A 12,641-nucleotide genomic window follows, 5' to 3' on the forward strand; every position below is an offset into this window, starting at 1 on the left:
ATTCGTCAACGCTTTTCGTGAAGGTCTTCATTCAAATGAATGAAAAAGCACGTCGACAACGGCCTCCGGCGACTTCATCCAGGCGAAGTGATCGGCGCGCGTGCCCAGCGCCGCGGCCGACAGTACGCTGAGCGTTGCACGGGTCTGCGGCAGCTTGGCCAGCAGGGCCTGCATGGACGTGGGCGGGGCCAGCCAGTCCTGTTCCATCACCACCGCCGTGGCCTGGCCGCCGATACCACGCAGGCCTGCCTCCAGATCCTCGGCGATGCCCACGCCGGCGTAATGGTTGTTCAACCCCACCTTGGCCCAGTCGTGGATCAGCCCGCGCGCCTCGGTGCCGCCAAAGCCCAGTCTGCGACCGTGCAGCACACCTTGTCGCTGCGCCAGCCACGGCAGGAAGCGGTACAGCAGCGGCAGGGTCCAGCCGCGCGGGCCGGGAAACGCGCGCCAGTAGGGCGTGCCACTGGCCACCAGCCACAGGCGCTGGAACAGCGCCGGGTGCTGGCCGGCAAAACAACAGGCCAGCTGCCCGCCCAGGCTGTGCCCGCCAATGATGCAGGGGGTGCCGGCAACGGTATCCAGCTGGGCCAGGCTGGCGGGCAGGTCATGCCCGAGGATCTCGCGGTAGCCCCAGTCCTGCGCGCGCGACGGCCGCAGGCTGCTGCTGCCGTTGCCGCGCCATTCGTGCAGGTACACCGCCACCCCACGCGCCGCCAGTGCATCGGCCAGTGGCAGGTAATGGCGTGCGGCCACACCCAGCGCCGGCAGCCACAGCAACTGGGCGCGCGGTTGTGCCGGCAACCGCGCCAGGAGTTCGAAGCGATGGCCATCGGTGGTGGCCACAGGCAGCGTCCGCGCGTCGATCATGCCGGTCGCGCGGCGCCGAAGTGATCGATCACCAGCACGTCGCCGCGGCCCGGATGGCTGCCGCCCTGCAGGCCGCGCGCGACGTAATCGATGGCCGCTTCACAGGCGTTGGGCAGCGAGAGCCCCTGGCACAGTTGCGCGGCGATGGCCGAGGCCAGCGTGCAGCCGGTGCCGTGCGCATCGACAGGCAGGCGCGCGTGTATGAACTCTTCGCGGGTGACGCCATCGAAGTAGCGGTCGATCACCCGCGTGCCTTCCTGCAGGTGGCCGCCTTTGAGCAGCACCGCGCCGGCGCCGAGGTCCAGCAACGCCACGGCGGCATCCTCGGCGTCTTCGGCGGTGACGATGCGGCGGTCCAGCAGCAGCTCGGCCTCGGGAATATTCGGGGTGAGCAGCGTGGCCATCGGCAGCAGCCGCGTGCGCATGGCCTGCAGCGCGCTGTCTTCCAGCAGCTTGGCACCGCTGGTGGCCACCATCACCGGGTCCAGCACGATGTGGGTCGGGCGATAGGTCTGCAGCGCGGTGGCGACCAGTTCGATCACCTCGGCGTTGGCGAGCATGCCCAGCTTCACGGCATGGATGTCGAAATCATCGAAGCAGGCATCGATCTGCGCCTGCAGGAAGTCCAGCGGGGGCACGTGCACCGCACGCACACCGCGGGTGTTCTGCGCGGTCAGCGCGGCAATTGCCGACAGCCCGTGCACCCGATGCGCGGCGAACGCCTTCAGGTCGGCCTGGATGCCGGCACCGCCGCCGGAGTCGGAACCGGCAATGGTCAGGGCGGAAACGGGCGTGGTTGGGCTCATGCAGCGATTGTGCCGGGGTCCCCCGCATCCCGGTAGTGCCGGCCGCTGGCCGGCTACCCGCGGATCGCCTGCGCACACGATCAGTGGCGCCAGCCAGTCCATTGCCGCCGGCCACGCACGACAGGGCGACCGCGCCAATCCAGACCCAGGTCGGAAGCCGGATGCTCATCCGGCGTGCGCAGGCGTGGCCACGCTACGGTCAGGGGCCGCCGAGCGAGCCGTTGAACCGCACATCGGAAAAACTGCCGCTGGCCGGGTCGAACACCGCACCCCAGAACTGCGCGCCGCCATCGCAGACCCGGATCGCGGTGCGGGCCGGATCGATGTCGCTGGCATCGGGAAGGTGGAAGGCGTTGAGGTAGATCCGCTGCTTGCCGTCCATCTCGATGCCCACGTACTGGCGGTCGAAGTCGAGCACCTTGGGCACCTGCGATTCAAGCGACGGCAAGCTGGCTTCCAGTTGTTCCACCTGCTGGCGGCTGGGGGCCCAGTAGCCGGTGACGCGCCCCGGCTCGCGGCCGGGGCTGGAGCGTGAGCAGGTATCGAGCACCTGGGCGGCGATGATCGGGCGGGTCACCACCCAGGACTGGCCGGTCTTGATCGCGGTGGGCACGGTAGCGCCCGGGCGCGTGTTGGCCGGTGTGCAGGCCGCCGCCAGCGCAGCGAGCGCCAGCGGCAGGACGGCACGGGACAGGGAACGGTTCACAACACCTCCGAGGCGTAATCGGCCAGGCGCGAACGTTCGCCACGGCGCAGCGTGACGTGCGCGCTGTGCGGCCAGTTCTTGAAGCGGTCCACCGCGTAGGTCAGGCCCGAGGTGGTTTCGGTCAGGTACGGGGTGTCGATCTGTTCGACGTTGCCCAGGCAGACGATCTTGGTGCCGGGGCCGGCCCGGGTGATCAGGGTCTTCATCTGCTTGGGGGTGAGGTTCTGTGCTTCGTCCAGGATCAGGTAGCGCGACAGGAAGGTGCGCCCGCGCATGAAGTTCAGCGAGCGGATCTTGATCCGGCTGGCGATCAGGTCGTTGGTCGCCGCACGGCCCCAGGCGCCGCCTTCCTGGGTGTGGGTGAGCACTTCCAGGTTGTCGGTGAGCGCGCCCATCCACGGGGTCATTTTTTCTTCTTCGGTACCGGGCAGGAAGCCGATGTCTTCGCCGACGCTGACCGTGGCGCGGGTCATGATGATTTCGCGGTAACGCTGCTGGTCCATGGTCTGGGCAAGGCCCGCGGCCAGCGCGAGCAGGGTCTTGCCGGTGCCGGCGGTGCCCAGCAGGGTGACGAAATCGATCTCCGGGTCCATCAATGCGTTGAGCGCGAAGTTCTGCTCGCGGTTGCGCGCGCTGATGCCCCACACCGCATGGCTGCCGTGGCGGAAATCGTTGACCAGCGACAAGGTGACCTTGTCGCCCTCGACCTTGGCCACGCGCAGTTCCACTTCATCGTCGCCGGGCAGGTAGGCGTACTGGTTGGGGTGCCAGCTCTCGTCTTCGCTGGCGATGATTTCGTAACTGGTGCGGCCCTTGTCGCTCCAGCTGCGCAGGTTGTCGGTGTGCTTCTTCCAGAAGTCTTCCGGCAGCTCGGTGGCACCGGTGTAGAGCAGGCTGAAATCGTCGAGCGCGCGGTCGTTCTCGTAGTCTTCGGACACGATCCCGGCGATGGCCGCCTTGATCCGCAGGTTGATGTCCTTGGAGACGAACACCACCGGAATTTCCGGCACCAGTTCCTTCAGCGCGAGGATCGCGCCGAGGATGGCGTTGTCGGGGATCACCGCGCCGAAGCTCTTGCCGGCGTCGAAGTGACTGGTCTGGAAGCGCAGCAGGCCCACGCTCTGCTTGCCGCGCAGCTGCAGCCCGTTGGGACGCTGCAGCGGGATGCCGTCGGCCAGGTTGTCCAGCCCGGAGGCCTGCACCAGCTCATTGAGGAAACGGCTGACCTGGCGTGCGTTGCGGCTGGCTTCGGTGGTGCCCTTCTTGCCGTTGTCCAGCTCTTCGATCACCTGCATCGGCAGGTAGACATCATGCTCCTCGAACTTGAACAGCGCGGTCGGATCGTGCATGAGCACGTTGGTATCCAGAACGTAGATGCGCTTGCCTCGGGTCATTGTCATTTCCTGGTGGCAGAACAGGGACAAGCCATCACGACCTGCGGGGCAGGGTGATGGCCATTGGGGGGTGCGGATTGGTCACTGGGTTTTCGCGGCCTTCAGGGCTTCAAGGACGGTGTCTGCGTGGCCGGCGACTTTCACCTTGCGCCACGCCTGCACGATACGACTGTCCGGCGAAATGAGGAAGGTGCTGCGCTCGATGCCACGCACCTGCTTGCCGTACATGTTCTTCAGCTTGATCACCTCGAACGCGCTGCACAGTGCTTCGTCGGCATCGCTGACCAGCGGAAAGGCGAAGCCCTGTTTGGCGCAGAAGTTATCGTGGGATTTGACCGAGTCGCGTGACACGCCGAACACGCGTGCGCCGGCGCGCCTGAACTGCGGCAGCAGGGCGTTGAAGTCGATGCCCTCGGTGGTGCAGCCCGGGGTGCTGTCCTTGGGGTAGAAGTACAGCACCAGCCACTGGCCGGCCAGCTCGCCGAGGGTGGTGGTCTTGCCGCCGGAAAGCGCCAGCGGCAGGGAGAGAGTGGTGCTGTCCAGGGTATCGCCGATGTTCATGAGGTCCTTTTTCCGGAGCCTGGGTTATTTCTACTACAACTGCATGAAACGCCGTGCGCCCGTGACGAACGCGCGAAGTTTCAGAACTTCATCGGATCCATGATCGCGTCCAGGTTGAGGTGGTCGCAGAATTCGAGGAAATCGTCGCGCAGCGCGGCGATGTGCATGTTGGCCGGTACGCCGATGGTGACCTGCGCGCTGAACATCTCCGCGCCGGTCTGCATGGCGCGGTAGCGGGTGCTCTGCAGGCTTTCGATGGTGATGCCCTGGCGGTCGAAGAAATCGGCCAGCTGGAACAGGATCCCCGGCTTGTCGGCGGCGATCACTTCCACGATGTACGGCAGCAGGTTGGACTGTGCCTGCTTGGCACCGGTGCGGTACCAGACCAGCTTGAGGCCTTCTTCGCGCTCAAGCCGGGTCAGCATGGCTTCCAGCTTGGCCACTGCGTCCCACGAGCCGGTGGCCAGGGCGGTCACCGAAACATCGCGGCCCACGGTGGCCAGGCGGGCATCGACCAGGTTGCAGCCGCTGTCGGCGATACGCCGGGTGACGGGCAGCAGGGGGGACTCCGGATGCGTCGTGTAGGCGTTGATCAGGAGATGGTTTTCGGTCGGCGCAGGCCGCGGCGTGGTGTCGGTCAAGATGGTTCCGGGTGATACAAGTCAAGTCTGAACGGCCGACGACGGCACGTTCGCCGGAGTCCAGCATACTTGCCCGCGCTTTCGACCCGCAAGTAACATGCAACGTACAACCGGCCGGCGTTTACCCGGGCCGGGCTTCCCCCTTCTTCCGAGCAACGTTTCCTTGTCCCTTTCCGGTCTCATCACCGCGCTGGCCACGCCTTTCCAGGCCAATGGCGCATTGGATCCCGACGGTTGGCAGCGCCTGCTGCACCTGCAACTGGAGGGTGGTGTTCACGGGGTGGTGGTGGCCGGTTCGACCGGCGAGGCCGCCGCCCTGTCCGATGACGAGTACGACCAGCTGCTGCGCAGCGCGGTCAAAACCGTCGCCGGGCGCATCCCGGTGCTGGCCGGCACCGGCCTGTCCGGTACCGCCAAAACCATCGAGCAGACCCGTCGCGCGGCGACCAACGGGGCTACCCACGCGCTGGTGGTGACCCCGCCGTACGTGCGCCCGACCCAGGCCGGACTGATCGCGCATTACCGCGCGGTGGCCGACCAGGGGGGGCTGCCGGTGGTCCTGTACAACGTCCCCGGCCGTACCGGCTGCGACATGCTGCCAGGTACCGTGGCCGAACTGGCCGCGCACCCCAACATCGTCGGCATCAAGGAAGCGGTGGGCGATGTGGGCCGCGTGCAGGCATTGCTGGCGCTGCGCTCGGCGCACTTTGCCCTTCTCAGCGGCGATGACGGCACCGCCGCACGGTCGATCCTGTCCGGTGTCGACGGGTTGGTCTCGGTGGGGTCCAACGCCTTGCCGGGCGCCTATCGGCGCATGTGCGACCTGGCTGCGGCCGGCGAGCACGCGGCGACCGGGGCGTGGGATGCACGGCTGGAGCCGTTCCATGAATTCTGCGGCGTGGAGTCCAATCCGATTCCGGTGAAGGACCTGCTGCGCCGGATCGGCATCGGCCACGGGCTTCGCCTGCCGCTGCTGTCCCTCTCGGCGGCCCATCACGCCGCTGCCGAACACCTGGCCGCCGACATCGGTGCGCTGGAAGCACTATCCAACCACTGATCTCAGTGGTCACCCAGGAGATTCACATGCGTCAATCCGTTTCCGCCATCCGCGTGCTGTCCTTCGCGATCCTGGCCACTGCCACCCTCGTGGGTACCACGGGTTGCTTCAAGCGCGGCGCGAAGGGCGATTACGCGCTCGCCCCGGAAATGCGTCCGCTGGAAGTGCCGCCGGACCTGAACGCCCCGGGCGGCAGTGCAGCAGGGCAGGTCCCGGTACTCGCCTCGCAGGTGGCCAAGCCGGCGCCGGCCGCGGCCACCCAGGCCGCGGCCAACGCGGCCGGTTTCACCGTGCCGGGCGGCAAGGACGAGGTGTTCGGCAAGGTCGGCACCGCGCTGGAGGCCGTCGAGGGCGTGAAAATCGCCAGCAAGGCCCAGCTGCTGGGCTCCTATGACGTGGCCTACGAAGGCAGTGACTTCCTGGTCCGCGTCGTGGCGGTGGAAGCCGGCGCCTACATTTCGGCCGTCGACCCGCGTGGCCTGCCGGCCACCGGCGCTGCGCCGACCAAGCTGCTGGGTGAGCTGAAGGCCAAGCTCGCACCGTAAGCGGGCTTCTCGGTAGCTACCATCGCACGCCCGGGTAGCTACCGACCGTTGGTCGGTAGAGGCAGGGCAGGTAACCCCAACCCGGTAGCTACCGACCGTTGGTCGGTAGGCAAGCAAACCTCACCCGCACGCAAAAAGGGCGCCATTGGCGCCCTTTTTCGTTCCGGCATCGCGTGAAGCGGCTCAGCGCTCCAGCAGCGGCAGCTTGTCCGGTTTGCCATCCCATTCGCCGGCATCAGCGGGAGGATCCTTGCGCACGGTCAGCACCGGCCAGGCCTTGGCCAGCTCGGCGTTGAGGCCTACGAACACTTCCTGCCCGGCGGGCACGTCGTCTTCCGGGAAAATCGCGTTGACCGGGCACTCCGGTTCGCACAGGGTGCAGTCGATGCACTCATCCGGGTCGATTACCAGGAAGTTCGGGCCTTCATGGAAGCAATCCACGGGGCACACTTCCACGCAATCGGTGTGTTTGCACTTGATGCAGTTTTCGGTGACGACAAAAGGCATGGCTGGATCTGGATCCGACAGTAAGCCGGACAATTCTAGAACAGGTTGGCCGCTGGCGCCGAAGTGAATATCACCTTGCGTCCGTGGCCCGGGTCCCGCCGAGCCGGAACGTCGATCAGAACGGTGGTCGTGCAGGGCGCCGCAGCGGTGATGGCCGCTGGCCATGGCGCTGGCGGCCCCGGCTGTGCGACGCTGCGCAAACTCCCGTGGTCGCGCGGTCGGGCGACCTTCCTGTATCCCGGCCCGGTGCTCACATGACCACAGCGCTTCCCCGACCCAACGCGGGCGAAAACACCGCCTTCATCATCCTGATCAGCTGCGTGGCCACGATTGGCGGCTTTCTGTTCGGTTTCGACAGTGGGGTGATCAACGGCACCGTCGATGGTCTCAAGCAGACCTTCCAGTCCAGCCAGGCCGGGATCGGCTTTGAAGTGGCCTCGATGCTGCTCGGCTGCGCGATTGGCGCGTTCTTCGCCGGCCGCCTCGGCGACCGCCTGGGTCGACGCGGGGTGCTGATCATCGCCGCGGTGATGTTCCTGGGTTCGGCGCTGGGTGCCGGGGCCGCGCACAGCTCGATGGCATTCGTGCTGGCGCGGGTGGTCGGCGGCTTCGCGGTGGGGGCGGCCAGTGTGATGTCGCCGGCCTACATCGCCGAAGTCGCCTCGGCACGCTATCGCGGCCGCCTGGCCACGGTGCAGCAGATGGCCATCATCAGTGGCTTGTTCTGTGCGTTCCTAAGCAATTACCTGCTCGCGCGCGCGGCCGGCACCTCGACCGAGCCGCTGTGGCTGGGCCAGGAAGCCTGGCGCTGGATGTTCTGGATGCAGGCGCTGCCATCGGCGCTGTTCCTGCTGCTGTTGCTACGCATTCCCGAAAGCCCGCGCTTCCTGGTGGTCAAGGGCCGGCATGCGCAGGCGCTGGAGGTGCTGACCCGCCTGTACGGCAGCGCGGAGGCCCACGCCAAGCTCGCCGAGATCCACGGCTCGCTCGCCGGCGACGAGCACCGGCCGCAGTTGTCGGACCTGGTCGACAAGGGCACCGGGCGCCTGCGGCGGATCGTCTGGATCGGCATCGGCCTGGCGGTGTTCCAGCAACTGGTGGGCATCAACGTGGTGTTCTATTACGGTGCCGTGCTATGGCAGGCGGTGGGCTTCTCGGAGAGCGATGCACTGCTGATCAACGTGATGTCCGGTGCGCTGAGCATCGGCGCCTGCCTGCTGACGGTGGTGCTGATCGACCGGATCGGGCGCAGGCCGCTGTTGTGGATCGGCTCGATGGGCATGGCCGTATCGCTGGCGCTGGTCACCGTTGCCTTCGCCAGCGGCACCCTCGACGGCGGGCGCCTGCAGCTGTCCGATGGCATGGGAAGGCTGGCACTGGTCGCGGCCAACGTCTACGTGGTGTTCTTCAACATGTCCTGGGGCCCGGTGATGTGGGTGATGCTGGGCGAGATGTTCCCCAACCAGATCCGCGGCTCGGGCCTGGCCGTGGCCGGGGCGGCGCAGTGGACCGCCAACTTCGCCATTACCGTCAGCTTCCCGGTGTTGCTGACCGGGATCGGCCTGGCCGGGGCCTATGGCCTGTATACGCTGGCCGCAGCGATCTCGATCGTCTTCGTCCTGCGCTACGTGCGCGAAACCAAGGGGCGGGAACTGGAGCAGATGGAGGGATGAGCCTGCCGGCCCACCACCCGGACGCAAAAAACCCCGCCGGGGCGGGGTTTTTGGCTTTCTGCACCGCGACTGGTGCTCCCTAGGGGACTCGAACCCCTGTTTTAGCCTTGAGAGGGCCACGTCCTAACCATTAGACGAAGGGAGCAGGCTTTGTCGCGAACTGCGCAGCGCGCTAGTATATGGACCTAGATGCCATTGGGCAATCCCGAAAACTCAACCGGAAGCGCCAACATCAATTCTTCTGCTACATCTCCGTTCAGCCTGCGCGTGATCCCGCGCGACCAGCACACCATCTCCCGCAAGGACATCAGCCCCAACGCCTTGCGCGTTCTGTACCGGCTGCGTGATTCCGGGTTCACCGGCTATCTGGTGGGCGGCGCCGTGCGCGACCTGCTGGTCGGCGGCAACCCCAAGGATTTCGACGTGGCCACCGACGCCACGCCGGAGCAGGTCAAGGCGCTGTTCCGCAATTGCCGCCTGATCGGCCGCCGCTTCCGCCTCGCCCACGTGGTGTTCGGCCGCGAGATCATCGAAGTGGCCACCTTCCGCGCCAACATCGATGACGGCAGCGGCGACCGCGAAATGGAAAACGGCATGCTGGTCCGCGACAACGTCTACGGCAGCATCGAAGACGACGCGATCCGTCGCGACTTCACCTGCAATGCCCTTTACTACGCAATCGAAGACTTCTCGGTGCGCGATTACACCGGCGGCTTCGAGGACGTGCAGGCGCGCCTGATGAAACTCATCGGCGACCCCGAGAAGCGCTACCAGGAAGACCCGGTGCGCATGCTGCGTGCGGTACGGCTGGCGGCCAAGCTCGGTTTCCAGATCGAAGACGCCACCGCCGAGCCGCTGCCGCGCCTGGCCAGCCTGCTCAACGAAGCCGCGCCGGCGCGGTTGTTCGAGGAAGTGCTCAAGCTGTTCCTGTCCGGGCACGGCGTGGCCAGCTTTGAAGGGCTGGAGCGCTACGGGCTGTTTGCGGTGATGTTCCCCGAAAGCGCCGCCGCACTGAACAGCAACCGCAGCGGTGCCTTGCGCCGGATGGTCATCGAAGGCCTGCACAACACCGACCTGCGCGTGGCCAATGATGAGCCGGTATCGCCGTCGTTCCTGTTCGCACTGCTGCTGTGGCCGGCGTTCTGCCGCGCCCTGGCCAGCCTGCAGAAGCAGGGCGTGGCGCTGGAGGAAGCGCAGCGGCGTGCCGCCGATCGCGTCACCCTGCACCAGCTGACCACCATCGCGCTGCCGCGCCGCTTCTCGCTGCCGATGCAGGAAATCTGGCTGCTGCAGGGTCGCTTCAGCTCGCGCCAGCGCAAGCGCGTGCTGCGCACCTTGACCCATCCGCGCTTCCGCGCCGCCTACGACTTCCTGGTGCTGCGCCAGGTGGCCTCCAGCGAGCACAGCGCCGATGTGGAGTTCTGGCGCGAAGCCCAACTGCAGTCGGGCAGCGAGCTGGATTCGGCACTGGATGCCGCGCACGCCGATGGCGATGTCGAGGGCGAAGGCGAAGACGGTGCACCGCGCAAGCGTCGCCGCCGCCGTCGTCGTCCCGGTGGGGCTGTGGCGGGCGAGTAAGGCGTGGTCCAGGCCTGCATTGGATTGGGTGCCAACCTGGGCGACGCCGCGCAGACCCTGCGCGACGCGTTCACTGCGCTGGCGGCACTGCCGCAGACCACGCTGCGGGCGCGCTCGCAGCTGTACAGCACGCCGGCCTGGGGCAATGAAGACCAGCCGGCGTTCGTCAACGCGGCGGCGGTGATCGACACCACCCTGAGCGGGCCGGACCTGCTGGATGCCCTGCTGGCGATCGAGCGCGGCTTCGGCCGTGTCCGCGAACCGGGCGTGCACTGGGGGCCACGCACGCTGGATCTGGACCTGCTGTTGTATGCCGACGACGTGATCGATCTGCCACAGCTCAAGGTGCCGCACCCCTACCTGCACGAGCGCGCGTTTGCGCTGTTGCCGCTGGCCGAGATCGCACCCGATGCGGTGATTCCCGGGCAGGGCCGCGTGCGGGATGCTGTGATGCGGGTCGAGGCCTGCGGGATCGCTCCAATAGGGGGATAATGCCGGGCTTATCGCCACCGGTTATCAGCTCATGAGTACCCACGCAGACAGCAAGCCCTGGACCGTCCCGGCGTTGGCCGAGGCCAAGCGCAATGGGCAGAAGCTGGTGATGTTGACCGCCTACGATGCCGGTTTCGCACGGGCCTTCGATGCCAACGGCGTGGACCTGATCCTGATCGGCGACTCGCTGGGCATGGTGGTGCAGGGACATGATTCGACCCTGCCGGTGACCACCGATGACATGGTCTACCACACCCGCGCGGTGGCCCCGGTGCTGCAGCGTGCGCTGCTGGTGGCCGACCTGCCGTTCGGCGCTGACGCCACCCCCGAGCGCGCGCTGGACGCCTCCGTGCGCCTGCTCCAGGCCGGTGCGGAGATGGTCAAGATCGAAGGTGCCGGCTTCAAGCTGGACATCATCCGCTATCTGGTTGAACGCGAAATCCCGGTCTGCTCGCACCTGGGCCTGACCCCGCAGTCGGTGCTGCGCCTGGGCGGTTACCGCGTGCAGGGCCGTGGCGATGCCGCGCAGCAGCTGCGCGACGACGCCAAGGCCGCGGTCGAGGCCGGCGCCACCTTGATCGTGCTCGAATGCGTGCCGACCCCGGTGGCCACCCAGGTGACCGCCGAGGTGGCGGTGCCGACCATCGGCATCGGTGCCGGCCCCGGCTGCGATGGCCAGGTGCTGGTGCTGCATGATTTCCTCGGCCTGGACAGCGGCCACCGCCGGCCCAAGTTCGTCAAGGATTTCCTTGCCGAAGGCGGCTCGGTGGCCGGCGCCGTCCGCGCTTACGCCGACGCCGTGCGCGACGGTTCCTTCCCTGACGCAGAACACGCCTACGCCTCATGATCGATACCGTCACCGAACTGTCCCGCCTGCGCGCGGTCGTCAACGGCTGGAAGCGCGAGGGCCTGCGCGTCGCGCTGGTCCCCACCATGGGCAACCTGCACGCCGGCCACTATTCGCTGGTCACGCTGGCGCGGCAGTACGCCGACCGCGTGGTCTCCAGTGTGTTCGTCAATCCGACCCAGTTCGGCCCCAATGAGGACTTCACCCGCTACCCGCGCACGCCCGAGGCCGATACCACCGGCCTGGAGCAGGCCGGCTGCGACGTGTTGTGGTTGCCCACGGTGGAATCGATGTACCCGTTCGGCGTCCCGCTGGCGGCCAGCATCCATGTGCCTGGCATCAGCGGGCTGCTGGAAGGGGCGCACCGCCCGGGCCATTTCGATGGCGTGTGCACCGTGGTCTCGCGCCTGTTCAACCAGGTCCAGCCGGACGTGGCCGCCTTCGGCAAGAAGGATTACCAGCAGCTGGCGGTGATCCGGCAGATGGTGGAAGACCTGGCGTTCCCGATCCAGATCGTCGGCGGGGACATCGTGCGTGAAGACGATGGCCTGGCGATGAGTTCGCGCAACCAGTACCTCAACGCCGAGCAGCGTCCGGTCTCCATCGTGATCCACCAGGTGTTGCTGGGCATGCGCGAAGGCTTCATCGCCGGCAAGAGCCGCAGCGTGATCGAGGCCGATGCCGCCGCCGCGCTGCAGGCGGCCGGGTTCCAGGTCGACTACGCGGTGGTGCGCCTGTCGGATCTGTCCGAGCCGGCCGATGCCAGCGACGGCACCCGGGTGGCGCTGATCGCGGCCCGGATCGGCACGACCCGCTTGATCGACAACCTGGAATTCTGAGGCCCTGTTGCCGCAGCGTTCCACACGCAGCCGCCTTCGGGCGGCTTTTGCGTTTCCGGGGCAAGGCTATGGCCCCAAGTCCTTGATCTGCCTGAACCACCGGTAGTACCAAAGCGTGGCCGCCGCCG

At 67.1% G+C, this 12,641-nt stretch carries 14 protein-coding genes, 1 tRNA gene and 1 pseudogene; 7 read left to right on the forward strand and 9 right to left on the reverse strand.

What is annotated here, in order from left to right; translation table 11 throughout:
* Positions 1-27: 27 nt before the first annotated feature.
* The 7 genes and pseudogenes from AC3IR9_RS07620 to AC3IR9_RS07650 form a co-directional block, all read right to left on the reverse strand.
* Complete coding sequence (locus AC3IR9_RS07620) at positions 28-867, reverse strand: alpha/beta hydrolase family protein (RefSeq protein ID WP_489295114.1); 840 nt, start codon at positions 865-867, stop codon at positions 28-30.
* A complete protein-coding gene (gene thiD, locus AC3IR9_RS07625; RefSeq protein ID WP_489295115.1) occupies positions 864-1,673 on the reverse strand; it encodes a bifunctional hydroxymethylpyrimidine kinase/phosphomethylpyrimidine kinase in 810 nt (269 codons plus the stop codon). The genes AC3IR9_RS07620 and thiD overlap by 4 nt, the downstream gene beginning before the upstream one ends.
* Positions 1,674-1,761: 88 nt before the next feature.
* Positions 1,762-1,842: pseudogene (locus tag AC3IR9_RS07630) on the reverse strand (DUF1275 domain-containing protein); the annotation flags it as partial.
* Between the two features lie 30 nt (positions 1,843-1,872).
* The gene (locus tag AC3IR9_RS07635; protein WP_489295117.1) at positions 1,873-2,379 is read right to left on the reverse strand and encodes a hypothetical protein; all 507 of its coding nucleotides are present in this window, start codon (positions 2,377-2,379) and stop codon (positions 1,873-1,875) included.
* Complete coding sequence (locus AC3IR9_RS07640) at positions 2,376-3,773, reverse strand: PhoH family protein (RefSeq protein ID WP_489295118.1); 1,398 nt, start codon at positions 3,771-3,773, stop codon at positions 2,376-2,378. Before AC3IR9_RS07640 ends, AC3IR9_RS07635 begins: the two co-directional genes overlap by 4 nt.
* A gap of 81 nt (positions 3,774-3,854) precedes the next feature.
* Positions 3,855-4,334 (reverse strand): peroxiredoxin, encoded by a 480-nt coding sequence (locus AC3IR9_RS07645; protein WP_489295119.1) that lies wholly within the window; start codon positions 4,332-4,334, stop codon positions 3,855-3,857.
* Positions 4,335-4,414: 80 nt separating this feature from the next.
* Positions 4,415-4,975 carry a glycine cleavage system transcriptional repressor gene (locus AC3IR9_RS07650; RefSeq protein ID WP_489295121.1) on the reverse strand — a complete coding sequence of 187 codons (561 nt, stop codon included), beginning with the start codon at positions 4,973-4,975 and terminating at the stop codon, positions 4,415-4,417.
* Positions 4,976-5,138: 163 nt separating this feature from the next.
* Here AC3IR9_RS07650 and dapA point away from each other — a divergent pair, with 163 nt between their 5' ends.
* Both dapA and AC3IR9_RS07660 read left to right on the forward strand, forming a co-directional pair.
* Positions 5,139-6,032: a 4-hydroxy-tetrahydrodipicolinate synthase gene (gene dapA, locus AC3IR9_RS07655; protein WP_489295123.1), complete on the forward strand. Its 894-nt coding sequence runs from the start codon at positions 5,139-5,141 to the stop codon at positions 6,030-6,032.
* Positions 6,033-6,058: 26 nt separating this feature from the next.
* Positions 6,059-6,577 (forward strand): hypothetical protein, encoded by a 519-nt coding sequence (locus tag AC3IR9_RS07660; RefSeq protein WP_489295125.1) that lies wholly within the window; start codon positions 6,059-6,061, stop codon positions 6,575-6,577.
* Positions 6,578-6,760: 183 nt separating this feature from the next.
* Here AC3IR9_RS07660 and fdxA read toward each other — a convergent pair whose 3' ends face one another.
* Complete coding sequence (gene fdxA / locus AC3IR9_RS07665; protein ID WP_108764771.1) at positions 6,761-7,084, reverse strand: ferredoxin FdxA; 324 nt, start codon at positions 7,082-7,084, stop codon at positions 6,761-6,763.
* A 254-nt stretch (positions 7,085-7,338) separates the two neighbouring features.
* Between fdxA and AC3IR9_RS07670 the strand changes: the two genes are divergently transcribed.
* Entirely contained in the window at positions 7,339-8,757 is a 1,419-nt protein-coding gene (locus AC3IR9_RS07670) for a sugar porter family MFS transporter (RefSeq protein ID WP_489295127.1), read from the forward strand.
* 70 nt (positions 8,758-8,827) lie between these two features.
* Here AC3IR9_RS07670 and AC3IR9_RS07675 read toward each other — a convergent pair.
* A tRNA-Glu gene (locus AC3IR9_RS07675) sits at positions 8,828-8,902 on the reverse strand.
* A gap of 50 nt (positions 8,903-8,952) precedes the next feature.
* Between AC3IR9_RS07675 and pcnB the strand changes: the two genes are divergently transcribed.
* Genes pcnB through panC form a run of 4 tightly spaced genes read left to right on the forward strand, consistent with a single transcriptional unit; the run spans position 8,953 to position 12,513 of the window.
* Positions 8,953-10,335 carry a polynucleotide adenylyltransferase PcnB gene (gene pcnB, locus AC3IR9_RS07680; RefSeq protein ID WP_489295755.1) on the forward strand — a complete coding sequence of 461 codons (1,383 nt, stop codon included), beginning with the start codon at positions 8,953-8,955 and terminating at the stop codon, positions 10,333-10,335.
* Between the two features lie 3 nt (positions 10,336-10,338).
* On the forward strand, positions 10,339-10,827 hold the full coding sequence (gene folK / locus AC3IR9_RS07685; RefSeq protein ID WP_489295128.1) for a 2-amino-4-hydroxy-6-hydroxymethyldihydropteridine diphosphokinase: 489 nt from the start codon (positions 10,339-10,341) through the stop codon (positions 10,825-10,827).
* 31 nt (positions 10,828-10,858) lie between these two features.
* The gene (gene panB, locus AC3IR9_RS07690) at positions 10,859-11,674 is read left to right on the forward strand and encodes a 3-methyl-2-oxobutanoate hydroxymethyltransferase (RefSeq protein WP_489295129.1); all 816 of its coding nucleotides are present in this window, start codon (positions 10,859-10,861) and stop codon (positions 11,672-11,674) included.
* The gene (panC, locus tag AC3IR9_RS07695; RefSeq protein ID WP_489295131.1) at positions 11,671-12,513 is read left to right on the forward strand and encodes a pantoate--beta-alanine ligase; all 843 of its coding nucleotides are present in this window, start codon (positions 11,671-11,673) and stop codon (positions 12,511-12,513) included. Before panB ends, panC begins: the two co-directional genes overlap by 4 nt.
* Positions 12,514-12,641: the final 128 nt, after the last annotated feature.

This window comes from Stenotrophomonas sp. GL_101 (assembly GCF_057835675.1).

What these genes read in the sequence shown, in the direction of transcription:
- AC3IR9_RS07620 (WP_489295114.1), bottom strand. Translation starts at nt 867, where the DNA reads ATGATCGACGCGCGGACGCTGCCTGTGGCCACCACCGATGGCCATCGC.
- thiD (WP_489295115.1), bottom strand. Translation starts at nt 1,673, where the DNA reads ATGAGCCCAACCACGCCCGTTTCCGCCCTGACCATTGCCGGTTCCGAC.
- AC3IR9_RS07640 (WP_489295118.1), bottom strand. Translation starts at nt 3,773, where the DNA reads ATGACCCGAGGCAAGCGCATCTACGTTCTGGATACCAACGTGCTCATG.
- AC3IR9_RS07645 (WP_489295119.1), bottom strand. Translation starts at nt 4,334, where the DNA reads ATGAACATCGGCGATACCCTGGACAGCACCACTCTCTCCCTGCCGCTG.
- AC3IR9_RS07660 (WP_489295125.1), top strand. Translation starts at nt 6,059, where the DNA reads ATGCGTCAATCCGTTTCCGCCATCCGCGTGCTGTCCTTCGCGATCCTG.
- fdxA (WP_108764771.1), bottom strand. Translation starts at nt 7,084, where the DNA reads ATGCCTTTTGTCGTCACCGAAAACTGCATCAAGTGCAAACACACCGAT.
- AC3IR9_RS07670 (WP_489295127.1), top strand. Translation starts at nt 7,339, where the DNA reads ATGACCACAGCGCTTCCCCGACCCAACGCGGGCGAAAACACCGCCTTC.
- panB (WP_489295129.1), top strand. Translation starts at nt 10,859, where the DNA reads ATGAGTACCCACGCAGACAGCAAGCCCTGGACCGTCCCGGCGTTGGCC.
- panC (WP_489295131.1), top strand. Translation starts at nt 11,671, where the DNA reads ATGATCGATACCGTCACCGAACTGTCCCGCCTGCGCGCGGTCGTCAAC.